This is a genomic window from Mariniflexile sp. (genome assembly GCF_052728615.1).
The window spans coordinates 60,894-86,754 of the sequence record NZ_JBFVFE010000004.1 but is presented as its reverse complement, the minus strand read 5'-3'; the positions used below and the strand labels follow the sequence as shown (position 1 = coordinate 86,754).

Here is a 25,861-nt window from a genome sequence, read left to right as displayed (position 1 = left end):
TCATGGAATTTCAACTGTCGCATACCACAAGCTATAACTACGAAAATGGCGTTACGTTTTGCCATAATATAGCTACCATAAAGCCCAAATCAATGTTGGGGCAAACCCTGTTGGATTATACATTGGAAATTAGTCCCACACCATCTGAAATCTCCGAGCGCACCGACTTTTTTGGGAATACCATAACGCGATTTTCCATCCAAAAGCACCATACCGAATTGAAAGTGACGGCCAAAAGCAAAGTGCTTAGGGATTACAATTTACAACCCGATATTGAAAAATCGGAAACGGGGAAAACCATTACTTTAGAACAAGCCCGAATCGCATTAAAATCCATTGACCCAGAAATTGTAGGGGTACGCCAGTTTATCTTGGATTCTATTTTAGTTGCCCTTATAACCCCAGAAATAAAAGCGTATGCCGAAGTATCGTTTAAACCAAACAGACCCATTTTTGAGGCAGCTTATGAATTGATGCAACGTATTTACACCGATTTTGAATTTGACCCCGAGTTTAGTACGGTCGCTACTCCCATTCATGAAGTGATGAAAGAGAAAAAAGGCGTGTGTCAGGATTTTGCACAAATAGCGATTGCCTGTGTTCGTGCTGTTGGGTTGCCCGCCAGATACATCAGCGGCTATATTGAAACTTTGCCTCCTCCCGGAAAAGTAAAATTGGTTGGTACCGATGCATCGCATGCATGGTTTTCTGTTTACATCCCAACATTTGGTTGGGTAGATTTTGACCCAACGAACAATCAAATACCAAAAAACCAGCATATTACCGTGTCTTGGGGACGCGATTACTACGATGTGCCCCCTTTAAAAGGTGTGATTTACAGTACGGGTAAAAACAAGATGAAGGTGGCTGTGGATATCAGGCCAGCGGTTTAGGGAAGCTTGTTTTGTTTGTTGTATAGGCTCCATTGGCAAGCGTTATTTTTCTGATGTGGCTTTTAGGCTTTCAATGGATTTCTTGTTTTTAGGCTTGCTTTTCTTTATGAAATATTTAATCTTCTGAACTTAAATCCTGCTTTTCTATTACCAGTGTTACTCCCTTTGGTTCTGAACTCATTTAACTTATTTAATTGGCTAAAAACTTAAAATAAGTTCAATAAGTAATATTACACTTTTAAACAGTTCGGTTTTGGGTGAAGCTTACAAAACCAAAATAAGCAATTTTTAATACACGGCTTGGGGTGTCGTTATTCTATCTTTTTCTCTGTTGATAAATTCTTTTAGTGTCGTTGGTTTCTTTCCTGTGAGTTTATTAAAGTTATCTGAAATTTCTGGTTCTTTTTGAAATCTTGGCAAGAAGTGAAGTATGGTCATTACAATGGCAAATCCATTTTCAATCCCGTCTTTTCTCTTTTTGAAATAGAAACTAATTGGGTTAATACTTTTAAAATTGAATTTAGACCCTATGGTTTCACTCAATATTTCAGACACTTCTTGAAAATTCTTGTTTTCTGTTCCCGTAATTTCATAGGCTTTATTTTTATGTTTCTCGAATGATTTAATCAATACAGCCGATACTTCACCAATATTTTTTAGGTCTATCCAATTGAATTTCGCCTGTCCTGACGGAAGGGTAATGGTTTGATTCTTTTGTAGTTCAGGAAGTAATGTAGTTGTCAAATTTTGCATAAAATAACTTGGACGCACAAAAATGTATTTGAAACCAATCGACTTAATTAACCGCTCGATTCTATTGTGGGGGATCACTTTGCTTTTCTCTGCACCTTGAACAGAAAGAAACACCACTTTCTCAATTCCATTATTTTTTGCTGACTTTAAAAGAGGTTGAAAATATTTATCGACTTCGGAAATGTGTGGTGGTCGAAGAAGGAAAAGTATATCAATATCTTTAAATGCTGTATCAAAAGAATTTTGCTCTTCAAAATCAAACAATCTAAAGGATAAACCTGAAAGATTAGGAAACTTTTCCTTTGCTCTTTCTACGTTTCGGACAGCAACAATTATTTCGGATCCATTGTCCAATTCGCACAGGTAATGGACTAGCTCTGTTCCAATATTTCCTGTCGCTCCTGTTATAAGTATTCGTTTCATTTTTATCAAAATGATTGCTAACGTAAATGTGGTCGAGTAGACAAGGGGAATTTCACCCCAAGCCTCTCACAGAACCGTACGTGATAGTCTCCCATCATACGGCTCTTGTTATACTCTTCAATGGCCAAGGTAAGTAAAAACCTGTTTGAAGGCTATTGAATTTGTCCCATCCCATAAACTCATCCTCTTTCAAGTTGGTAAATGTTATGTGACTGTATAACCTAACCCCTTTGCTCCATTCCCATTACAGGAACTTCATCACTACTACGGATTAGTCCGCCCCTGAATATAACTTTGGTATTCTACCGCTAGGGCGATCCTATTGTGTATTTCCCTTAGCATTTACAGTCAGGTTCCCGAGTTCCGTATATAAGCCCGGATAAAGGTCATGCCCCCTGAATGGCGCCTACCGTACAGCCAATAAATAGGTAACCGCTATACTCGTAACTCCGTACCATACCCCGCAGCTTTTGACAGGATGTAGCAACTTCTCGACACCTCGAAAGGGGCCCACTTGCGTTCATCTCTTTTATCCGTACCTGACCACGCTCTTGGCGTGACCGTTTCCTGAACGCTCAGTACCTCGGCTCTTTACCAAAGCACATTTAGGTGGTTTAATCCCGCTTCCTATAAAGCGACATTGGTGGGTCGGTTCCACCATCTTATCTACAGTTCACAATGGGTAAATGTTGCCGCCCATTGCTTGCTCTGCACACTATGAGCCGTTGCGGGTCTGGGCACGAACCATTAAAAGCACAAAACCCAGCAGGGAAATCCGTGAGGATTTTTCAGATGAGCGATGACCAAGCAATTAATTATACACAGTGTTGTTGGCAACTGGCCTTATTTCAACTGGTTCTATTTTAAATCCTTTATTTTTTAATTGTTCCAGAATTCCACACTTTTTTCTTAAATGATAATATCCAACAGTGATAAATGTATTTTTAGTTCTCAATATATTTGGAATAGTTTTCATCCAATCATTATTTCTTTGAAGAATTTTGATGTCAGATTCACATTCCTTTTCAAATTCGTAGTTCAAATCAAATTCTCTGTATTTATTGGCAAGACCACAATTATTCATATTAGGCTTATCGGTTGTCATTTGTTCAATCCAAGCACTAATATTTTTTCTTTCCTTTTTCCAATTAGGATTTTTATTTTCTTTTTCTATAAGTTTTAATTGCAAACTATCAGTTTCTAATCCTAAAACCTCAATTTTGTTTTCTTCTGCGATATATTGTAGGTATTTGTCGAAATGGTCAAATTTATCACCAGGTTTAGTAGTTTTGCATTTACTTTTTTGAAATTCCTGTTGTAATTTCCATCTAATTTCTAATGGTTTGAGTTTGTATAAATCTACTTTCCATTTTTTAGCGATTTCTTGTAGTTTTTTCAAGTCTTTTTTCTTCAGCCTCTTTTCGATTTCAAGAGAAGTTTCTCTTTTCTCAATCATTTTTCTTGTGTTTTCAATGTTGTCAATAGACTCAAAAATTGCAAGTTCAGAATTAAAAAGAGATTCTTTGATTTTAGGTATTGAATCAACAAATGAATTTCCGAATTGATGAAATGTTCCAACAACGAAAGAGGTTTTGTTATTTATCGTATCTGTTACTTTCCATAAAATTGTATTCTGGCCTATTGCAAAATGCGAAATTGTCAAAAATATAAGTAAATTTAATTTGTTTTTCATTTTTCAGAGTGTTGCTTGTCAGCTTGTTGCCAACGGTTTCGTATAAAAAAAGTTGCGGGTTTGTGTGCGAGGATTTTCCGCAGGAAAATCGGAAGCGGGCAAACAAAGCAACCACCTTTATACAAGCCTAAAATAGCAATTTTTTTTATGCGTTGTTGTGCATCTGTGGCTTTTTTTTACCGTAAGTTCCAGCGTGTTTTTTGCCTTTGCCAGAATTCCGTATCCCGATAGCTATCGGGATTGCGCCCTGCTAAGGTCAGACGTATTTCAAGTGTCCGACAGATTCCATGCGAAATTCAGCGTTTGGAAAGTCCGCAAAGGTCGGTCGTTGTTTTGCTTTGTTGGCCATTCCAAAAATTTGGCAAAAATCGCGCGGGTAAAGAATTCTAAGTAACGTTTTGAGTTCTGTTTGCCGTTATGGGTTCGGTAGCTGGCCATTGTGCACAACGTGTTATATAGTTACTTTTGTCGTTCATATCCCGTAAATAGGTCAGGATATGGTAAGTTTTTTGTTGTTGTTATCCGGTAAATATAATTATTTTTTCTTACATAATTGAAGAATTTCCCTTGTGTTTTTTAAGGCGTTTTTGTGTTTAGAATTGAAACAAAAGGACCTGATGAATACGGATTAATGGTTCTAGAACCATTAATTTGGTCTGCCAACAATAAGTTTCTAAAGTTATTCACGTTAATATATTGATTTTTATTGTTGTCCGGTTAAAATATTTGTAGTGCATCAATATGTGCCTTTTTAGGCGTTTCTAAATTATTATCAGACTTATTAATCGCTTCTAAAATTACTTCTTTATTAATTTCGCCCATTTTCGTTTACAAAATTTTGTGTAACATTAATATACAAAATCCGTTTATTGTTTTATATCCAAAGCTAAGTTAACTCTTTAATTTTATAATTTCAAGTGCTAACTCTTATTCTTGCAACCTTAAAACCAGTTGTTAAGAATACCTATATTCGGTAATAGTTGGTAGAAATCTCAGATTTAAATCAAAACAAAAAGGGTTTACTGTATATGCAGTAAGCCCTTTTTGTTCAATAATTGTGATACTTTATTTAAATTCTAAATGGAAATGATTGCCCCAATATGGCTATTGTAGAAGTGGTGTAATTCAATTTAATGTCTTTTATATTCGCAACGTCCACATTAAGAATACCAGATTTTATACTCCTTGGCAATAACACAAAATGCAATGGTTCTTCAACTGTTAATGAGTATTTAACACCTTTAGAACTTACCCCAGTTTGTGTACCGTCCAACAAATATTCATCATCCCAAATATTTAAGGGTGTATCAAAACCTGCCACCCAAGTTCTGGTAGAATTCTCGGTATAATTGATGGTTTTACCTGAACTTGTGGTTATTTTTCCGTTTTCAATGGTAACACTATACTTCAAATTATCATCTTGATCCGTACCTGAATTTTTCACAAAATGAGTTCCTTCCACTTTAAAATCATTATGATAATAGTTAATAAAGGTGGTGGTGTGTTCGCTCCCTACGACGCCATACCAATTGGTTGAAACTATGATCGCTTTTCCTTTACGCGTAATTCCGTCTTTACAGAGCACACCCGATTGGTAATCGATGGTTATGGTTTTAGGAAAGGTTGTGAAATCCAGCGGCAACACCGTTATTATGGGACCATCGGTTTTAATATTGCTAAACTTTGAAGCCGATGTGGCATTTTCACCACTTAAAACAGCATCAGCACTATTGTTGCCAACATCCTGGAACACCTTGTTTACCGTGGCATATTCGGTCAATGCTTCAATAGCTGATGCCGAATCCACATTATTCTTGACTTCGTCTTCTTGACAACCTAATAAAAGTAATGCAAGAATTGGGGCTATGATTTTTTTCATAATATATTTATTTACAGCCCAAATAACGATATAAATTTAGATTTTAGTTTATATCCATAATAAAATAATGCTTTTAAAAGTTTATTTTTGTCTTTTATCGATGTTTTATGGTTAAAGATACATTGAGCATTTGCTCATTATAAAAAATATTTGACCGCTAAGGGTAAAAAATTGACCTATTTTTGAATTTTTAAACAAATAGCCGTGAATAAAACCGAACTAAAAGACTTTCTGGATAATAAAGTAACTCAATACAACAACCTACAGTTTATTGAAAGCGACCCCATTCAAATCCCACATCAATTTTCGTTAAAGGAAGACATTGAAATAGCTGGGTTTTTAACGGCAACTATTGCTTGGGGAAACCGTAAAAGCATTATCAATAATGCAAAAAAGATGATGGTGTTGCTTGATAATTCGCCTTTTGATTTTATAATCAATCATGAAGAAAAAGATTTAGAAAAACTATTGCCTTTTGTGCACCGTACTTTTAACGGTGAAGATCTTATTCAATTTATAAGCTCTCTAAACCATATTTATAAAAATTACGGGGGCCTGGAATCGGTTTTTTTAAAACACGTTGAACATAGATCATTACAAAACGCCATTTCAAAATTCAAAACCACTTTCTTTGAGGTGGACCATCTACCAAGAACCCAAAAACACATCAGTGACCCATTGAGAAATTCGGCAGCAAAACGTATCAATATGTTTTTACGCTGGATGGTTAGAAACGATAAAACGGGCGTGGATTTTGGTGTTTGGAACCGCCTCTCGCCTGCGCAACTATCATGTCCGTTGGATGTGCATTCGGGTCATGTAGCCCGGAAATTAGGCCTTTTAAAAAGAAAACAAAATGATGGAAAAGCGTTGTTGGAATTGGACACTTCTTTAAGAAAACTTGACCCCAACGACCCTGTAAAATACGATTTTGCTTTATTTGGTTTAGGCGTTTTTGAAGGGTTTTAGTGCGTTAGCGATTACTCATACATTTTAGTTTTGATAATTTGGAAATCGTGAATACTTCGTATTTGAAGTGGCATCCATTTTTGAGGCACGAAAAAAAGATATAACGGACAGTGCGACCGCCTGCCCCGAGCGGAATCCAGGGGATGGGTAACGCCATAAAAAAAAACGATTGACAAACCAAAGTCCATCAATCGTAATTCTTACTTAATTCTTAATACTTAATACTTAATACTTAAAACTTAATTCACCTTATCCTTTCAACCAAGCGTCACGCAATGATTTTTGAGCAGGAGTAGCATCGGCTTTTTCAACAATGCCCTCGCCCATCGTATAGGTTGGAGTTGTTTTGGTTTTAATGACTACTTCTTTACCGTTTCGGTCTAATTTCACTTCTACATCTTTACCAGGTTTCCACATAAAAACTTCTTGTAAAACCTGATTGGCGTTTAGCATGGTTAAATCGGTACCGTTTATGGATTTTATAACATCGTTTGGTTGTGCGCCATTATCTGCCCAAAAACTGTTTTGTAATACCATATCTGTAAAAAAGATGGTCCCTTTTTGTCCGTCGCCACTAACAATGGGCGCACCATTCATTAAAATATAATTGGTCTCTACTTTGGTTTCGCCAATTTCCAACCCTACTTTATTAAAAAATTCGTTGTAGTTAATTGGAATATCGCCAACAACATGGGCCATTAAAAAGTGGTGCACCGAAGGGTACGTCATACTCGAAATTTCATCAATAAGCTTATCGTCCTCAAACGGTTTATTCTTCCCGTATTTGTTTGACAGTTCTTTCATTAGCGATAAAATACCTCGGTTTCCATTACTTTCCTCGCGCATTAAAATATCGATGCACATGCCTATCAACGCGCCTTTTTGGTACACATTCAAATATTGGCTTTTATAGGGTTCTTTTAAAACATTCTCACTCATTATGGTAAAACTCATCGCATCATTCAACGTTTTTGAGTGCTGGATTTTCTCCATTATTTTGTTGTAGAATTCGTTTTCGTCTATCAAGTTTTGGTTTACTTGAAATAAGTTGGCAAAATACTCGGTTACACCCTCATACATCCATAAATGTTTTGAGAAAGTTGGGTTGTTATAGTCGAAATAATGAACGTCTTCAGAATGTACACTTAATGGGGTTACAATATGGAAAAATTCGTGCGACACTACATCAACCATACTTTCAGCCAAGGCTTCTTCATCCATGGATTCTGGTAAAACCACCACTGTAGAGGTGTGGTGCTCTAAAGCTCCAAACCCTTTTGGGGAATTTTCCTTTCCTTCAGACAGATACAAATAAATATCATAACGTGGGGTGGAATTAATAGCGCCCAGAAACGTTTTTTGGGCTTGCATCATTTTAAAAATGGTTTCTTTTAAAGATACTGCGGTGTGTACTTTATTAGGGGAATATACGCTCAACACAATTTTAATGTCACCTACTTGAAACTCTTCAACATCCAAATCACCATACATCATGGGGTTGTCGGTAATATCAAAATACCGTGTAGCAAAATAACTGGTTGTTACACTACTGCCGTCTTCACTTGTTTTAGAGCTTACCTCTGATAACGAGGACGTATGCTCAAAACCGACGGGAGATGTTACCTCCAATTTATACTGATTGTTTTTCAACACATCAAAATACCCTATAAATCCGTGAAGATTAAGCACATAATTGGATGGTTCTATATTAGTCCCGGAAGGCGAAAAAGGTTCTTCTTTTCCAATGCCACCTTCTTCCTCAATATCAAAAGTATCATTCACCAAATAGGTAATCTTATCCAATTGTTTGGCGTTTTTAATGGTCCATGTGTTCACATCGGTTTTAATAACAGGCATTTCGTTGCCTTTATAATCAAAAGCCTTAAAACTGTCAATGTACTTTCCAAAATTGCTTACAGAATAGGTTCCAGGCACTACTTTGGGCAAATGATAGGTAACGGTTTGCTCGGTAAAACGCCCCGGATCAATCGTTACCGGTGCTTTATCATTTTCAATTTTAGTTAAATTTATGGAGGTTTCAATGGGTAAACTTGTAGCTAAATCGTTACCGGAAGTTTTTGTAGTACTACAGCTAGCTAGCAAAATACCCGCACAAAAAGCGGCTAAAGTCTTGGTGTTCATCAATGCGTTTTTTTTTAGATTTTTTTTATTGACGTCCAAATTACTATTATGCGGCAAATTGCTGTCATAAGGTTTTGTTAAAAAGCTTTAATATGTATATTCGTGCCATGCAAGACCCGCTTATAAGTATCATAACGCCTTTTAAGAATACGGAAGCTTATTTAGCGGACTGTATTCAATCTATTTTAGAACAAACCTATACTAATTGGGAACTGCTTATTGTTGATGATTCTTCAACGGATGAAAGCTATAAAATAGTTAACGCTTTCGCGGAAACTGATAGCAGGATAAAGCTTTTTAAAAACCACGGAAACGGTATTATCGATGCGTTACAGTTGGCTTTTAAGCACAGCAAAGGCGATTTTATTACTAGAATGGATAGTGATGACATCATGTTGCCAAATAAACTTGAAGTACTGTTGCAACATTTGATTGCCAACGGAAAAAAACATGTCGCCATCGGGCTAGTGGAATATTTTTCTGAAACGGGCGTTGGCGAAGGTTATAAAAGTTATGAAACTTGGTTGAACAACTTAACAAAAATGGGGAATAATTATTCTGAAATTTATAAAGAATGTGTGATCCCCTCCCCTTGTTGGATGGCTTTCAGAAGCGATTTTATAGCTTGTGATGCATTTAACCCAAATATATATCCTGAAGATTACGACTTAACGTTTCGGTTTTATAAAAACCAAATTAAGTGTATTCCATGTAATGAAATATTACACAAATGGCGCGATTACAGTACCCGAACCTCGCGCACCCATGTGCATTATGCACAAAACCACTTTACGGAATTAAAAACGCATCATTTTTTAGACATTGATTACAACACAACAAAGAAACTAATAATTTGGGGCGCAGGTACCAAAGGGAAACTGATAGCCAAAATATTGATTGAACAAAACATTCCGTTTGAATGGATTTGCGATAACCCAAAAAAAATTGGCAAAGCTATTTATGGAAAAGAAATGAAAAACTTTGATGCCCTTTCAAAAATTAAAAACCCGCAAAGCATCATTACGGTAGCCAACAAAACGGCACAATTGGAAATTAGAAGTTATTTGGAAACGTTGAATATGGAACCCGTGCAAGCTTATATCTTCTTTTGTTAATTTTATGATTTTGAAAAATTGCCTTTTAATGAAGCGTGAAAATAAATCTTTCATACTTAGAAACCTTAAATTGGGATTATATAAATGAATGGATTTTAAAATTGAACCTTAAAACCTTTAATCTTATATAAAAAAAGACTGATACGCCACAAAATATTAAGGATTTACAATTAAAAATATGGCTCGAAAAATCGCCGATGGAACGATTGTGCCAATTGATGTTGGATAACGAAGCTTTAATTAAATTTTGGAATGAAGCGAAACCGGTAAGCGAAATTTATAAAAAATAAACTTGATACATTTCATTTTACAAAATAATTAAAAAATAAAGGTTCAAAGAACCTGGCAACGCATGAGTAAAAAAACAACCGCAAATTGCTTCGCCAGTTCCCTCTTTCAGGCTCGTGTCGCAGATTTTTTCTTAAAAATTTATATTTTATTAATAATTGATGAATAAATTTGCGAATTTGCGGTAAATAAACTCATACGTTTACCCTGCAAAAAACAATAAATACCCACAGATGAAAAAAAAATATGTAGTTTTGAAAAATATAACACACAATGCAGTTTAAACACCCCGAACTTCTTTACGCCTTATTTTTACTGCTCATCCCCATTATTATCCATTTATTTCAATTACGGAAATTCCAAAAAGTGGCGTTTACAAACGTGGCATTTTTAAAGGAAGCTACTTTACAAACACGTAAAAGTTCCCAAATTAAAAAGTGGTTGGTGCTTTGTACACGGCTTTTATTGCTTACCGCTATTGTATTGGCTTTCGCACAACCTTTCACTTCTAACACAAACGCTTTCAACACTAAAAAAGAAACGGTTATTTATATGGATAATTCCTTTAGCATGCAGGCTAAAGGACGCGAAGGCGAACTTTTAAAACGTGCAGTGCAGGATATTATTAGTAATATTCCCGAAGATGAAAATATATCTTTAATTACCAACGATGACACGTTTAGAAATACCAGTTTAAAAGCCATTAAAAACAACTTGTTACAGATGGGGTATTCTTCAAATAAATTATCGCTTGAAGCCGCTTTATTAAAAAGCAGGACGTTTTTCAGCAAGCAAACCAATACTTTAAAAAACTTGGTTTTTATTTCTGATTTTCAACAAGATGGGAATGATTTTAATATAAAAACAGACTCAACGCTTTATGTATATTTAGTTAAACTTGAACCCATTAACACTACTAATATAACTATTGAGAGTGCCAACATTTCTGAAACTACTGCTACTGCCATCCAATTAAAAGTCCTTTTAAAAAACAGCGGAACTGCCATTGAAAACCTACCCGTTTCCTTGTTCAATAATGAGGTGCTTATTGCAAAAACATCAGTGGCCATCAACGATAAAACAGAAACGACTTTTTCACTTCCTATTGGTAAGGAAATCAACGGAAAAATAACCATTGACGATGCCAATTTGCAATTTGATAACACGCTTTATTTCAATATCAATAAAACGTCCAAAGTAAACGTGCTGGTTATAAATGCTGAGGACGATTCGTTTTTAAAACGCATTTATTCAGCGAATGAATTCAATGTCACTTCTACCGTTTCAAATCAGTTGGATTATAACATCATCAATCAGCAACGGTTGATTGTTTTAAACGAATTGAACAGCATACCCAATGCTTTATCTGTCGCATTGAAATCGTTTACCGAACAAGGTGGTTCGGTTGTGGTCATTCCTTCAAAAACCATTGAAAAAGCATCTTATAGCACGTTTTTAACTCATTACGGCTCCAATTTCAATAGCCTAACCGAGACTGAAAAAAGCATCACAACCATAAACTATTCGCATCCCCTGTTTAGCAATGGGGTGTTTGAAAAGCAAGTCAGTAATTTTCAATATCCAAAAGTGAACAGTTTTTATAATGTTGCTTCAAACAAGGTTTCCAGCATTTTACAATTTGAGGATGGCAAACCATTTTTATACCAAAACAACAACCTATTTGTATTTACCTCGGCTTTAAACACCGCTAATTCCAATTTTAAAAACTCGCCTTTAATTGTGCCGACACTTTATAATATTGGGAAATTCAGTTTTAAAAATCCCGCTTTATATTACACCATTGGAACAGAAAATGCTTTTGATGTAGAAACCCAATTACAGCAAGACCATATTTTATCGCTTGCTAAAAAAGATGTAAACATTATACCCAAACAGCAGTATTTTAATGATAAAGTAGTGATAACAACTCTTGAAACTCCTTACGAATCAGGTATTTATACCATTAAAAATAAAGAGGAAACCATTAATAACGTGAGCTATAATTATAATAGAGATGAAAGCACTTTGGTTTACCGAACCATTTCCGGGTCAAAAAACATAACTGTCAGCGATTCCATTAGTAAAATTTTCGATACCATAAAAAGTGACACAAAAGTGAATGCCTTGTGGAAATGGTTTGTTATTTTTGCGATAGCGTTATTGATTATTGAAATGCTCATATTAAAATACTTTAAATGAACATACTTATAAAATCTGCCACCATAATCGATTCTAAAAGCGAGTTTCATAACACCACTCAAGATATTTTGGTTGAAAACGGCGTGATTACCAAAATTGCCAAGGCCATTAAAAACCCAAAAACATATCAAGAAATCACTTTTGAAAACCTGCATATTTCGCAAGGTTGGTTTGATAGTAGCGTTAGTTTTGGGGAACCTGGTTTTGAAGAACGCGATACCATTGTAAACGGATTAAAAACGGCAGCAGCATCCGGTTTTACAGCCGTGGCAATGAATGCGAACACCCATCCGGTAATAGATTCGAATGCCGACATTACTTTTGTTAACTCAAAAGCCGCAAATCATGCGGTTACGCTGTTGCCCATTGGGGCATTGACCAATTGCAGCAAAGGTGAGGATTTAGCGGAATTGTTCGATATGAACACTGCTGGGGCTGTGGCATTTTACGATTATAAAAAAACGATTTCAAACCCTAACCTCATGAAAATAGCACTGCAATACGCCAGTAATTTTGATGGGTTGGTATGCTCATTTCCGCAAGAAAACAAAATTGCAGGAAACGGGGTTATGAACGAACACATCACAAGTACCAAATTGGGTTTAAAAGGCATTCCTGCCTTAGCCGAGGAAATGCAAGTGGCGCGCGATCTGTTTTTATTGGAATACACAGGTGGCAAATTACACATCCCAACCATTTCCATCGCAAAATCGGTGGAATTGATTCGGGAAGCCAAAAAGAAAAAACTGGACGTTACCTGTAGTGTTGCCATTCATAATTTATACTTTACCGATGCGAGATTAACCGATTTTAACACCCATTTTAAAGTGTTGCCACCTTTGCGAACACAAACAGATGTGGATGCTTTAATAGAAGCTGTTAAAGACGGCGCCATTGATATGGTAACCAGCGACCACACTCCACTCGACATTGAACATAAAAAAATAGAATTTGATTACGCAGCTTACGGGAGCATAGGATTGGAATCTGCTTTTGGCGCATTGCAAACCATTTTTACAACCAAAAAAACCATTGAGGTTTTAACCAAAGGAAAATTGAGGTTTGGTTTGGAGCAAACACCCATCAATATCGGCAACAAATTGAATATCACGCTTTTTAATCCAGATTCCAAATATATCTTTTCAATTAAAAATATTATTTCCAAGTCCAAAAATGCTATTTTTGAAAATGAAACCTTAAAAGGGAAAGTGTACGGAATCATATCCAACAATAAGGTTTTTCTAAACCCATAATTATGACCGAGCAAGAGATTGAAGAAGGAAAAGGATTGGCCATTATTAGCTACTTAACCATTATTGGCACCATCATCGCCTATTTTATGAATAACGACAAAAAAAACAACTTTACCAGTTTTCATGTTAGGCAGGCATTAGGCTTGTGGGCCATGTATTTTATTTTGGCATGGGTGGTTAGCGGATTGGATAGTTGGTTTGCCACTTTTGGTTTTTGGTTGTTTTTTGGCGTATTGTTTATATACGGGTTTGTAAATGCCATTGCTGGAAAATACCAAACGGTGCCACTAATGGGAGAATTATTTCAAAAATGGTTTGCTAATTTAGGAAAATAACTATGACGAATACATCACGCTCTTTACACCACATCGTTCGGAAATCATCACTACAAAAAAATGCGCCCCTATTAATTATGTTGCATGGTTATGGAAGCGATGAAAACGATCTGTTTTCATTTTCTTCTGAGTTACCAGCGGAACTTTTTATCATTTCAGCAAGAGCGCCCTACCCTATGCAACCTTACGGAAATGCGTGGTATGCCATTAATTTTGATGAAGAACAAGGCAGATGGAACGACAACGAACAAGCAACACAATCGCGGGATCTAATGGCGAGGTTTATAGATGAAGCTATTGCCGAATATCCTGTTGATAAAAACAATGTAACCCTATTGGGCTTTAGCCAGGGCAGTATTTTAAGTTACGCCGTGGCATTGACCTATCCTGAAAAAGTGAAAAACATCATTGCTTTAAGTGGCTATATAAACAAAGATATCTTGCCTGAGGATATACAGAAAAAGGATTATTCCAATTTAGATTTCTATTGTTCGCACGGAAGTGTGGACCAAGTAATCCCTGTGGCATGGGCGCGACAAACCGCACCGTTTTTAAATAGTTTAAAAATTAAGAACAATTACTCTGAATTTCCTGTGGGACATGGCGTGGCACCTCAAAATTTTTATGAACTTAAGGATTGGTTGAGTAAGCGGATATTGTGATTTTACATTTATAATTCATTCTTCTAAATATTTTTTAATTATCAAAACTTGTAAAAAATACAAGTTTTGATAATTTATTTTATATATTTGAATATGAATAGTTATACAAATCGCAAAGAGTACATAGGAAAACTGCTAGCTTACAAAGATGAATACCTTATAAAGGTAATATGCGGTTTACGTAGATCTGGTAAAAGTACTTTATTAGAACTTTACCGTGAACAACTGCAAAAACAAGGTATTGGTAAACGACAAATTCAGTTCTACAATTTTGAATTGCCTGAAAACTACTTAAACAAAACGTGGAGTGACATTTATTTTGAGATAAAGAAAAAACTACAATCGGAAAAACCAAACTATATTTTTTTAGATGAAGTACAAAATATTACGCTTTTTGAAAAATTAGTCGATGGCCTTTTCGCCACGGAAAATACAGATGTTTACATAACAGGCTCAAATGCTTTTTTGCTTAGTAGTGAGTTGGCAACTTTGTTGAGTGGTCGTTATATTGAAATTTCAATTTTACCTTTTTCGTTTAAAGAGTATTTAATGGCACGTAGCATAGACACAAGCAACAAATACCTTAATTACGAAGCCTTATTTTTTGATTATATAAACGAAACATCATTGCCCAAAGGCGTAGCATTGCGTGAAGGTGGTTTCGATAAAATTTATGAATATTTGGAAGCCATTTATACTACCATAATTGAAAAAGATATTACGCAACGCCACCAAATAAACGACAAACGGGCTTTTAGTAACATCGTAAAATTTGTAGCTTCTAATATTGGCAATTCACTATCCCCAAGTAATATTTCCAAAGCACTCAAACAAGACGAACAATACACACACCACGCTACCGTTGAAAATTATTTGGAATATTTGGTGGCAAGTTTTGTGTTTTACAAAGTAAACCGTTTTGATTTAAAAGGCAAAAAACAATTGGCTACACAAGAAAAATATTATTTGGTAGATCCTGGTTTGCTAAATATTTTGGCTGGTAAAGAACGAACCACTGACAGAGGACATATATTGGAAAACGTTATTTATCTTGAACTTCTACGCAGAGGAAACAAAATTTGGACAGGAACAACACGCAACACCGAAGTAGATTTTGTATGCAAAACTTCCACAGGCGACATCGAATACTACCAAGTAGCATGGCAAATAACTAACGAAAGTACCGTAGAGCGAGAGTTTGGTGCATTAGAAAAAATCAATGACAATTATCCTAAATATTTGCTTACAACAGATTCGTTTACTCAAAACCGAAGCGGAGTAAAACACCTAAATGTTTTTAATTGGCTGCTTGACGCAAACCAAAATCAATAATAAACACTGGCTATAACACGCAACATAATAAATACTAAATTTTCTATCTTAACTGCCTAAGAAAACAAAAAAATTCAATATGACTTTGTCGGAAAAAATTATAAATTCGTTTAACTTTGAACACAATTTATTGAGACGGAATTATGTTCGCTATACATTCGAAACTATAAAAACCTAAGTTTCTTTTGATATTTTAAATATGAATAGAACTATTACTCGCTACTTAGGGGCGTACCAGTATATTGTTTTTCCTGTTTAAGATTGATGATGAAGATATAAAAACAGCCAATAGAAAACTATTAGGTTTTCCGTAGGAAAAATTAATTATATTTACAGGATAACAGTAACAAAAAAGGTACCATATCCTGACCTATTTACGGGATATGGACGATAAAAGTAACTATATAACGAGTTGTGCCTTATTGAAAAAAAACCAAATATGAAGAAAATTATACTGACATTTTTATTTCTTTTTAGTTTTACGGGACAGATATTTGCCCAATCTTTAGAGAGTAGAATTTTAGAATATCACAAAGGAATTTTGGAAAAGAGATTTCCACCAGACGAAGTTCAATTAAATAAAAATGTAATTAATTCGGACATTGACCAAGATGGAGTTTCTGATTTGATAATAGATTACAGTCTTTTGACACAGACAAATTTTGGAGCAACCAGAACTTTAGGCAATGGAGTTACAGTTTTCACAATAAAAGCTGACACCCTAAATAATGTATTTGACTATTTAGTAGATGGTGGTGCTTCTACTTTAGCTGTTTATAAAGGAAATATTTATCGAGGAAATGAGCAATACACATCGCCTTATGACTTTGAATCTTTCTATAAACTAACTTTAAACAAAAACAAAGAACAAACAACTCAATCAAATTTTATCAAAGATACTTTGACTTCCGTTTTAACAATAAAGGATTTCGAATTACTTAAAAAATTCCCCAATAAATTTGAAAATTATTTAGTATTACCTGACGAATCGATTGAATGGGATTATAATATTCGTGAAGTTTTAAATGACTATAAAAATTATAGATTTCCAATTATTGGGATTGACCTTGGCGACTTCTCGCAAAACAGTTATAAAATTTACCCAACGATTTCCGAGGAAATGGCATTTGAAATAATCTCTGATAAAGAACTTTACAAATCAGATGAGAATGCTTTGAGAAATTTAAACAGAGCTAATGTATTCGGTAAGATTGTAAGGAACAACTATAACGGAACGGATTTACCGAGATACTATTTTGAAATTTATCAAATAATTACACTCGATGAATATGGAGATATGATAAAAAAATATGAACGGAAATAAACAACAAGGCACAACATGCGTATATAACAAATTAAAAATTGCTTTTTTAGACTTACTTTAAGGACTTTGCGTGTTTACCTGCCCATCCTTATTTTCCTGCAGAAATCCTCACATACAAACACGCAACTTACCAAGAACATGAACATTAAACGAAAAATCAATTATTAGATATAACAAAAAGGTTGATTGTTAGTTACGATTTTATTTGCGTTAGGGATAGAAATGAAAATCCTTTTTAATAGATGTGAAAAACAAATTTTGGACGGAACAAATATTTGACAGATAGCTTCGTCCTTCGTCCTCGCTATGACATTTTAAAAAGATTGTAATGTATAGCCCGACCCTTTTTAGTGTAACGTCCAAAAACAAAAAAATCCAGCTTATTGCTGGATTTTAATTATGTGAAAGTAAAAGCTTCAATTAGTTTACCACCAATCTAAAACCTTCTCCGTGGATGTTAAGTATTTCTACTTTATCATCCAATTTTAAGTATTTACGCAGTTTCGCAATATACACGTCCATACTACGCGAGGTAAAGTAATTATCGTCTCTCCAAATTTTGGTAAGTGCCAATTCCCGAGGCATTAAATCGTTTTCATGCAATGCCAATAAGCGCAACAATTCGTTTTCCTTTGGTGATAATTTTATGGGATCGCCACCATTAAATTTTAAAAAACGCAGTTTGGAATTCAAATCGAACCTACCTATTTTAAACTCAAATTGCTTGCTGTCTGAAATGGTTTCAGTGGCTTTACGTTGTATAATGGCCTTTATTTTCATTAACAGCACTTCGCTGTCAAAAGGTTTGTTTAAATAATCGTCCGCACCCACTTTATAGCCTTTTAACACGTCTTCTTTCATCGTTTTAGCGGTTAGGAAAACGATTGGTACATCGGTGTTTTTTTCGCGTATCTCTTTTGCTAATGTAAACCCATCTTTATAGGGCATCATAACATCCAAGATGCATAAATCGAAATCGTCTTTTTTGAATTTTTCGAATCCTTCCATACCGTTTTTAGCATGGACCACATCGTAATCGTTCATCATTAAATAATCTTTAAGAACGGTTCCAAAATTGGGGTCGTCTTCAACTAATAAAATTCTCTTTTTTTGCTCTTCCATGTTTATGATATTATTGGAAGCTTTATTATAAAGGTGCTTCCTTTTTCTTTTTCACTTTCTACTGATACATGACCTTGATGGTCTTCTACAATCCGTTTTACATAGGCCAAACCTAAACCGTGGCCTTTAACGTTATGAATGTTCCCGGTGTGTTCCCTATAAAATTTTTCGAACACCCGTTTGGCAGCCGCTTTGCTCATGCCGCTACCATGATCTTTTATTTTCAATAAAATATTGTTCCCAACATTTTCTGTGTACACTTCTATTTTTGGTGCATCTGGCGAATACTTAATGGCATTGTCCAGAATATTCACGATCACATTGGTAAAATGGGTTTCATTTGCCAATACAGACGATTTTGGTGCATCAAAAAAAGTTTTGATATAACCTTGTCTGTCCTCAACCAACAATTCAACATGTGTAATGGCATCTTCAACTATCTCGTGCAAATCTAACCTATCCTTACTTATATTCAACTCGTTTTTCTCTAGTTTAGATATTCTTAAAACGTTCTCTACTTGAGCATGCATACGCTTATTTTCTTCCTTTATCATGCCAAGGTAGCGCAATACTTTTTCTTTATCATCTATGATTTTTGGGTTTCTAATGGCGTCCAAGGCTAAATTTATAGTGGCTATGGGCGTTTTAAACTCATGCGTCATGTTATTTATAAAATCTGTTTTAATTTCAGAAATTTTACGTTGTTTGATTAATTGGTGCAAAGCACTGCCATAAGCAATAATAATGATGGACGTAAAAATTATTGACAATATAATCATTCCCATATTGGACGATAATATAAACTTTTTGTCATCTGGAAAATTTACCAAAAGTTTGTACGAGCTCTGATTATTTTCATTGTAAAACATGTGTACGCTAAATGGTGAAGTTTTATCGTTTTCAAAATTATCGCTTCGTATCCTGGTTGCTAAATCATTACTGTAAATAGCAAATTCAAAATCGATATTTATACCATCTTCTTTCAGCTTAGTGGATAAAAGTTCCTGAATTTCTTCTTTGGCCACCCGTTTATGGATGGGCAATCTGGAAGCCAAATCTTTATAAACATCTTCAAAAATGATTTTATCGGTGCTGGACATTTTATCCAACAACAGCAACTTGTCTTTCGAGCTTAGATCGAAATCTATATCCGAACCCGTATTTTTAAAAACCTTGGTTTCACGTTCGCTTAAAATACGCTTTACGTTAATGGTATCTAAACCTATGTCAAAGACCGACGAATTAAATTTATAGTTTTCCTCTAAAGTACCATTTCTGTAAACAACGGTTTCCTTAGAGTCAAAATCTTCCTGAATTATGTACAAATTCCGAATGGCGGCAGTATCAACGGCGACTCCCTGGGACATTAGGTCTTGAAGCTTGTAAACATATTCAGCCTTCTCTCTGTCTTCTAAAGTGTTGGAAACATAATTAAGTACTTTATTGACATTAAACTTAAAACGTTCCCTTTCGTTGCTTACCGAAGCATTGATATAATAAGCCTGTACAAAAATAATTCCTATTAGAGACAAGCTCATTAGTATGATCAATAGGACGAATATTTTTTTGCTCATCGGTCAAAATTAACATTTTAACATTTAGGGTTATTGCCTTTTAACCTTACATTAACAAAAATGTTAAAATTTTATGTTTATTATATTAGTTTAAGAATTTCCTGATGTATTTTAACCACTTGATTTTTAGTTTTTTCAAGTTCGGTATTGGTAATTACAAACTGTGAAAGCTTCACTTTTTGGGCATCCGTCCATTGGTTTTTCATAATGGTTTCAATGGTTTCAACAGTGGAACCATCGCGCTTTAACAAACGTTTTATCCTGAGTTGTTTGGGAGCGGTAACGGTTATAACAAAATCGCACTGTTTGTAACCACCGCTCTCAAATAAAATAGCCACTTCCTTTATTACGTAGGGTGCATCTTGTTTTAACACCCATTTTTCAAAATGTTCAGCAACCCTTGGGTGTACAATAGCGTTCATTTTTTGCAAATAGGATGCATCTTTAAAAATAATATTTCTAACAAATGGTTTGTTTAATTGATTGTTTATATACGCATCATTACCAAACAGATTAATGAGTTTCCGTTTAATGATTTTAGACCTTGCCATGAGTTTTTTAGCTTCTTCATCGGCAATATAAACAGGGATCCCCAAATCCGTAAACTGTTTTGCAACGGTAGTTTTACCACTTCCTATACCTCCTGTTAAGCCAACTATAGTCATTCTATTATTATAAATTCGATATGCTGCTGATTGATTTTTACATGTTTTACCACTTTTGGAAACGTTTCAATCTCTGGCACTATAAACGATTGCTCGCTTGTGGCCTTATTAAAATCGGATACCACTTTAAAATCTTTTGCCAAAACGGACTTAAAATCGTTTAAACTTACATAGTAGGACACGTTTACTTCTTTAGGGAAGTATTTAAGTTTTATATTGTTGGGTACATTCAACATGGTTACCGGGATCTTTAAAGTGCCTTCCGTAAATTTCTCCACGGTAGCTTTCAAGGTGATGGCATTAGTGGAGTACGTTAAATCTGGACTGTTTTTTGGAAATTTAAGTTTGACGCTTTCTGAAATATCCGATCTTACTTCTTTTAAATTAAATTTTGATGTTTCAATAAAATCGATATTGGACACTACCTTTTTTGGACCGATCACTACAATGGAATCGGGTTGCAAAACATACGATTTTGAAACATCGTAGCCTTGACTGAATTGAATGTTTGCATCCAACTTAACGGGGACTTTTTTTACCATGTTGGCACTAAAATTAAAAAACAACGTATCTGGAGAGATATTAAGCAATTGCACGTTTTTATTAAATTGGGTGTTTTCTAAATACACTTTTGATTTATGCCATATAAAAACTGAATCCTTTTTATAAACATCTTTGCCAAAATCAATTTTGATCTTTGGTTTGGAAATGTAATAATTAAGCCATTTAAACCCATGGGTTTTTAAAGTGATGTTTAACGGCGTTTTATTATTCAAAATAATATTTTCCGGCGGCACATTTGTTTTTTCAATAGCAAATGTAATGGTGTTGGTATATTCTTTGGAAAGCTTGGTAAATATTAAAATGATAAATGCCAACAATAAAAATAAAAAAAATACATTTATTCTTTTGTTCTTTATGGAAGCGAGTATGTCGGACTTTATTTTTTTTAGCATGTCGATTTAAAAAACAAATTAGGGAAATATGTTTCTGGATTTTTTTTAAATAAGTTAATGGCTAAAGTCGATTTTAAAAACCCATAGCCATAACCAAAAAACTGAACCGCAATGGCGATTAATGACAACACTGAAACTACTGCATTTTTTGTTGATATTAATGCGATGATAAATGCGAACACAAAATAAAAAACATATACCAATAAAAAGACTTTTACATTAAAAAGAAACAATAAAGTTGAAAATAAAAAACCTAAAACAAATAAGCTCGGAAACCAATAGGTGATTTTTTTTGTTGAAGGGTGCCAAAAGTTTAAAATGGGGCGTACCAAACCAAATTCATGTACTTGTTTATAAAATTTACTCCAAGAAATCCGTCGCTTATGGTATACAAATGCTTCGGGTATCAGTTTTGTTTTGAAACCTAAATCCCAAAGGCGGATGGACAGATCGGGATCTTCACCGGGGTGTATAAAACCAAACCCGTTTGAAGCCAAAAACGCATTTTTTGAAATACCCATATTAAAACTTCTAGGTTGAAACCTGTCCACACTATTTTTATTTCCTCGAATACCACCAGTGGTAATAAAAGACGTCATGGAAAAATTGATGGCTTTTTGCAAATTGGAAAATGATGGATGTGCAGCATCGGGTCCGCCATAACAATCAACATAATCCTGTTTTAAGCTTTTTTCAAATTCATTTAAATAATTCTCCGGTAAAATACAATCGGAATCCAGTATAATAAAATAGTTACCTTTGGCATGTTTCATACCAAAATTTCTGGAATCTCCAGGTCCTGAATTTTCTTTAAAAAAATAAGATATGCTTAGTTTCTGCTTAAAAGTTTCCACTACTTCTTTGGAAGAAATGGAGGAACCATCTTCAACAATAACAATTTCATAATCCGTGGTCGTTTTCAATCCTACAAAGCTTTGTAAAAGCTCTTGTATTTCGTCGGGACGGTTATAAACGGGAATGATGAATGAGAATTGTAATGGCATAAAAAAGTTTGTTCGCTATTTTAAGTTTTTAATATTTTTAATTTTAGTGCATGATAAAAATAATCTCATATGATTAAAATAACTAATAAAGTTGACCCCTCCGCCTATCGGCATACCGAAATAAATTCGGCACAGGCTCTCCCCTTGAAAAAAGGGGAGGAATTATTTAAGGAGCTTTTTTTTATAATTTGATGTTAATAAATTTTTAATCAAATAATTATGTGCCTAATTATTTTAGTTGAACATGAATATGGTCATCGTGCCTTACGGCTCTACAACCTTGAAATCTAATTTTATCACTCGTTAACTTCATTCTGTTTTTTAAATGAGGTTCAATGAAAATTTTTCCTGTTTCTTGTTGTTTTATAATTGAGTATATTAAATCCTTAGTGGCATTTTGTGAAAACTGAATATCCCTATTAATTGTTCCAAAAGTCAAATATTTAGAAAAATCATATTGCCAATAACCATTTTCTTCACAAATTTGATATTGCTTTATTTCGTTTTCGTTTGGATTTACATATACTCCATATCCACTAATAGAAGGCTTTTTATTGGTAATTTCTCCCGTTTCCAGTTGATATATAAAAGATAAATCTATTTTTTTCCCGTCATTGTGACTCAAATGAGGAAGGAGTGGGAATTTGTTAATAAATGGGAAATTTGCATCTAGATAAACAATATTAATTCCTTGATGACTTTCCCTGAAATCAGTTGAAATTTTCTGAAGTAACATATTTAATTCAGGCTTCACATAATTCCGATTCAAAAGTTTTGTAAAAAATGTATTTGCCTTAATTATTTCAGTCTCTTTAACTTTTTCCCTTCCAAATATTTCTGCTACATGTGGAATAATCATAAAAGTTGTAAAAGCATATAAAAGCAAAAACGTAAACGTTCTTTTCAATCTTTTTCTTTCTGACTTTCGATTAATTATTAAAATTGTTATTAAATAAATAACACCTCCTATCTGTGTTAAAACAGTCAGAAATAAAATAATTGCTAAATGAAGTAAAACTTTCATTTCAATAGTGCCATTTACTCATAACACAAATGTAACTAATCCAAACAAAAAAGCCACCTTATACAAGTGGCTAGATTTTCAGTTTTTTTGAAACGCTAATAAATAGAAGATATGAAAAAATAAATTCCTTATTTTTAGCTATTGGTCAAAATGTTCGCACTAGATTAATTAACCCTTTGTGGTAATACAGTTTTTATTTTCAGTCCACAAAAGTTTCTCTGATAATATCTTTGCATTTTTGTATTTCGGATTTTGCTAATCGGTCAAACTTTTTTATGATACGTGTTTTGTCAATAGTCCGAATTTGGTCAATGGCAACCATCCCTTTTTTATTGTTATGCACTACCTCAATGCGTGTTGGATACTTTTGCAAATTCGTTGCTATGGGTGCAACAACAATGGTATTCAAAAACTTGTTCATTTCATTGGGTGATATAATTACGCAAGGACGGGTTTTCTTGATTTCACTACCAATAGTTGGGTCAAGATTTACGAGAACGATGGTATATTGTTTTAATTCCATTCCTCAAAATTCTCCTCTTCAAAAACATCGTTGAACAAGAGTTGGTCATCGTTGTTTGCGTGCATTTTTTCAAAAGCTTTGTCCCAATCTTTTCTTGGAGTATCAATTGGTTTCAAAATAATTTGTCCTTTTTCCAAAATCATTTCAACCTTGTCCTTAATATTATATTTTTCCAAAATCGTTTTGCTTAGACGTAATCCTTTTGAATTTCCTATTTTTATAATTGCTGTTTCCATAACCTTATATTGTAATTACAAAGTTATCACATTTTATTTATTGTGCAAGTTTTTTTGTGGTAACAGGTTGTATATGATTTTAGAGCGTGCAAATAATAAACTTAGTAAAACAAAATCCGTAGAATATTCAAAGTAGGCAACAAGCGAGCAATTATTTTAACTCTAAGTGTAAAAAGTATTTATTCTTTTATTTCAGCAATTATTTCTTCTGGCCAAATGATAAACTTGCCATAAGAACCTTCCATTTGTTTTGCTCCTATTTCATTTCCTTTTTTTGTCGCAAACCAATCATAATCTTTTTCTTACATTAATTTATTGTTTACAAACCAAGAATTTACTTTTCGGCTACTGAGTCCAGTTTTTTGTGATAATTCTTTAGTTGTTAATAATTTTGAATTTGCATAATTATGTACTTTTTGTTCTTCTCTTCTAGTGTTAGAAGCACCAGAATCCTTTTCTTCATTTAATATTTTTTGTGGAGCTTGTATATAAGAGAAATCCTCACTATTATGCATAATTGATTCAATATCACTAGATGCATCATCATATACTTCTTTATCTTCCTCATTTACAGTATCAATTAAAATTCCCATTTCGCGGTTGTGTTGTTGAGAAAATTCATAAAGATTCATTGATGCAATGATTATTTTATTTTCATTCAAGTAACATTTTGCATGAAGATTTTTAGAGAAATATAGTCTTACATACTTTAATTTTTCTAAATAACTCATTTCAGTTGGTGCAAGTTCCTGTTTTCCAAAAATGATTCTAACATCTACTTTCTCTCTTTCTTTATCATTTAATAATTCTTTCATATTATCAGAAAGTTTCAGATAAGGACTTATAATGTAAAGTTCCTTTCTTGCATCTCTGATTAAGTTTTCTAATTCTGCTGTAATGCTAGAAGTTCTTAAATATTTAGCCATAAAAATTAAGTACATGACAAAAAATTAGATTGACCTTCTGTAAATGGTACTAATCCCACTGAAATTGAGACCTGTCAGGTGGGATGTCAAATTTGTGCGTATTCATAAAAAATCGTTCGGTCTGTTTTTTAAACTTTTTCGGTGTTTAAAACCTAAAAAGTTAGTAAAATAAAGACTTTAGGTCATTTTTAAATTCATTATGAAGATAAAAAAGAGAACGGAATTTTAAATTTTGGATACTTCAAATTTGACACCCCACCTGTCAGGTTTTTAAAACCTGACAGGTCTGGAACACATGAGATTATTAAACTGCTGACAATTAGTTATATAACATTTATTTTTCAATTTTTGTCATGTACTCATCCATAAAAATTTATAATAAATTGGTTTTTGTGTTGATTAATTTCGTTTTGTTCAAATTGTTGCCAACGGTCTTGTATATGAAACGTAGTGCATAAAATAGGCAGTTACGTTTCGGATAGGCACAAGCCGAATTTTTAAATTTTTCTAATTACCTTTCTTTCTCAATTAGCCAAATTTAATCCCGATAGCTATCGGGATGGCGACCTCG

The 25,861-nt window shown here is 34.0% G+C and carries 22 protein-coding genes; 9 read left to right on the top strand and 13 right to left on the bottom strand.

Annotated elements, in window-relative coordinates; translation table 11 throughout:
- Positions 1–2 precede the first annotated feature (2 nt).
- Positions 3–893 (top strand): transglutaminase family protein, encoded by an 891-nt coding sequence (locus ACU1LP_RS03180; protein ID WP_445732916.1) that lies wholly within the window; start codon positions 3–5, stop codon positions 891–893.
- 288 nt (positions 894–1,181) lie between these two features.
- On the opposite strand, the gene ACU1LP_RS03175 is transcribed toward ACU1LP_RS03180, so the two are convergent.
- The 3 genes from ACU1LP_RS03175 to ACU1LP_RS03165 all read right to left on the bottom strand — a co-directional run bounded on the left by ACU1LP_RS03175 (position 1,182) and on the right by ACU1LP_RS03165 (position 5,641).
- Positions 1,182–2,069, bottom strand: a complete 888-nt coding sequence (locus ACU1LP_RS03175) for an NmrA family NAD(P)-binding protein (protein WP_445735537.1) — start codon at positions 2,067–2,069, stop codon at positions 1,182–1,184.
- A gap of 811 nt (positions 2,070–2,880) precedes the next feature.
- On the bottom strand, positions 2,881–3,762 hold the full coding sequence (locus ACU1LP_RS03170) for a TraB/GumN family protein (RefSeq protein ID WP_445735536.1): 882 nt from the start codon (positions 3,760–3,762) through the stop codon (positions 2,881–2,883).
- A gap of 1,069 nt (positions 3,763–4,831) precedes the next feature.
- On the bottom strand, positions 4,832–5,641 hold the full coding sequence (locus ACU1LP_RS03165) for a hypothetical protein (RefSeq protein ID WP_445733706.1): 810 nt from the start codon (positions 5,639–5,641) through the stop codon (positions 4,832–4,834).
- Between the two features lie 204 nt (positions 5,642–5,845).
- Between ACU1LP_RS03165 and ACU1LP_RS03160 the strand changes: the two genes are divergently transcribed.
- Positions 5,846–6,610 carry a TIGR02757 family protein gene (locus ACU1LP_RS03160; RefSeq protein WP_445733707.1) on the top strand — a complete coding sequence of 255 codons (765 nt, stop codon included), beginning with the start codon at positions 5,846–5,848 and terminating at the stop codon, positions 6,608–6,610.
- Between the two features lie 249 nt (positions 6,611–6,859).
- Here ACU1LP_RS03160 and ACU1LP_RS03155 read toward each other — a convergent pair whose 3' ends face one another.
- The gene (locus ACU1LP_RS03155; protein ID WP_445733708.1) at positions 6,860–8,752 is read right to left on the bottom strand and encodes a M61 family metallopeptidase; all 1,893 of its coding nucleotides are present in this window, start codon (positions 8,750–8,752) and stop codon (positions 6,860–6,862) included.
- Positions 8,753–8,859: 107 nt separating this feature from the next.
- On the opposite strand from ACU1LP_RS03155, the gene ACU1LP_RS03150 reads away from it, so the two are divergent.
- The 7 genes from ACU1LP_RS03150 to ACU1LP_RS03120 all read left to right on the top strand — a co-directional run bounded on the left by ACU1LP_RS03150 (position 8,860) and on the right by ACU1LP_RS03120 (position 17,260).
- A complete protein-coding gene (locus ACU1LP_RS03150; protein ID WP_445733712.1) occupies positions 8,860–9,867 on the top strand; it encodes a glycosyltransferase family 2 protein in 1,008 nt (335 codons plus the stop codon).
- A 561-nt stretch (positions 9,868–10,428) separates the two neighbouring features.
- The gene (locus ACU1LP_RS03145; protein ID WP_445733709.1) at positions 10,429–12,354 is read left to right on the top strand and encodes a vWA domain-containing protein; all 1,926 of its coding nucleotides are present in this window, start codon (positions 10,429–10,431) and stop codon (positions 12,352–12,354) included.
- On the top strand, positions 12,351–13,607 hold the full coding sequence (locus ACU1LP_RS03140; protein ID WP_445732428.1) for a dihydroorotase: 1,257 nt from the start codon (positions 12,351–12,353) through the stop codon (positions 13,605–13,607). Before ACU1LP_RS03145 ends, ACU1LP_RS03140 begins: the two co-directional genes overlap by 4 nt.
- 2 nt (positions 13,608–13,609) lie before the next feature.
- On the top strand, positions 13,610–13,942 hold the full coding sequence (locus ACU1LP_RS03135; RefSeq protein WP_445732429.1) for a hypothetical protein: 333 nt from the start codon (positions 13,610–13,612) through the stop codon (positions 13,940–13,942).
- A gap of 2 nt (positions 13,943–13,944) precedes the next feature.
- Positions 13,945–14,604, top strand: coding sequence for an alpha/beta hydrolase (locus tag ACU1LP_RS03130; RefSeq protein ID WP_445732430.1), 660 nt, complete (start codon positions 13,945–13,947; stop codon positions 14,602–14,604).
- 93 nt (positions 14,605–14,697) lie between these two features.
- On the top strand, positions 14,698–15,936 hold the full coding sequence (locus ACU1LP_RS03125; protein ID WP_445732431.1) for an ATP-binding protein: 1,239 nt from the start codon (positions 14,698–14,700) through the stop codon (positions 15,934–15,936).
- A gap of 439 nt (positions 15,937–16,375) precedes the next feature.
- Positions 16,376–17,260, top strand: coding sequence for a hypothetical protein (locus tag ACU1LP_RS03120; protein ID WP_445733710.1), 885 nt, complete (start codon positions 16,376–16,378; stop codon positions 17,258–17,260).
- A 420-nt stretch (positions 17,261–17,680) separates the two neighbouring features.
- On the opposite strand, the gene ACU1LP_RS03115 is transcribed toward ACU1LP_RS03120, so the two are convergent.
- From ACU1LP_RS03115 to ACU1LP_RS03075, 9 genes are all read right to left on the bottom strand, one after another.
- Positions 17,681–18,382: a response regulator transcription factor gene (locus ACU1LP_RS03115; protein ID WP_445732433.1), complete on the bottom strand. Its 702-nt coding sequence runs from the start codon at positions 18,380–18,382 to the stop codon at positions 17,681–17,683.
- A 2-nt stretch (positions 18,383–18,384) separates the two neighbouring features.
- Positions 18,385–19,956, bottom strand: a complete 1,572-nt coding sequence (locus ACU1LP_RS03110; protein ID WP_445735535.1) for a sensor histidine kinase — start codon at positions 19,954–19,956, stop codon at positions 18,385–18,387.
- 80 nt (positions 19,957–20,036) lie between these two features.
- On the bottom strand, positions 20,037–20,621 hold the full coding sequence (gene coaE, locus ACU1LP_RS03105) for a dephospho-CoA kinase (protein ID WP_445734934.1): 585 nt from the start codon (positions 20,619–20,621) through the stop codon (positions 20,037–20,039).
- Entirely contained in the window at positions 20,618–21,577 is a 960-nt protein-coding gene (locus ACU1LP_RS03100) for a CdaR family protein (protein ID WP_445734935.1), read from the bottom strand. The genes coaE and ACU1LP_RS03100 overlap by 4 nt, the downstream gene beginning before the upstream one ends.
- Positions 21,571–22,581 carry a glycosyltransferase gene (locus ACU1LP_RS03095; protein ID WP_445735534.1) on the bottom strand — a complete coding sequence of 337 codons (1,011 nt, stop codon included), beginning with the start codon at positions 22,579–22,581 and terminating at the stop codon, positions 21,571–21,573. The genes ACU1LP_RS03100 and ACU1LP_RS03095 overlap by 7 nt, the downstream gene beginning before the upstream one ends.
- 229 nt (positions 22,582–22,810) lie before the next feature.
- Entirely contained in the window at positions 22,811–23,605 is a 795-nt protein-coding gene (locus tag ACU1LP_RS03090; protein ID WP_445735533.1) for a hypothetical protein, read from the bottom strand.
- A 199-nt stretch (positions 23,606–23,804) separates the two neighbouring features.
- On the bottom strand, positions 23,805–24,128 hold the full coding sequence (locus tag ACU1LP_RS03085) for a type II toxin-antitoxin system PemK/MazF family toxin (protein WP_445735532.1): 324 nt from the start codon (positions 24,126–24,128) through the stop codon (positions 23,805–23,807).
- Positions 24,119–24,364: an AbrB/MazE/SpoVT family DNA-binding domain-containing protein gene (locus ACU1LP_RS03080; protein WP_445735531.1), complete on the bottom strand. Its 246-nt coding sequence runs from the start codon at positions 24,362–24,364 to the stop codon at positions 24,119–24,121. The genes ACU1LP_RS03085 and ACU1LP_RS03080 overlap by 10 nt, the downstream gene beginning before the upstream one ends.
- 302 nt (positions 24,365–24,666) lie before the next feature.
- Positions 24,667–25,290, bottom strand: coding sequence for a phospholipase D family protein (locus ACU1LP_RS03075; RefSeq protein WP_445735530.1), 624 nt, complete (start codon positions 25,288–25,290; stop codon positions 24,667–24,669).
- Positions 25,291–25,861 lie beyond the last annotated feature (571 nt).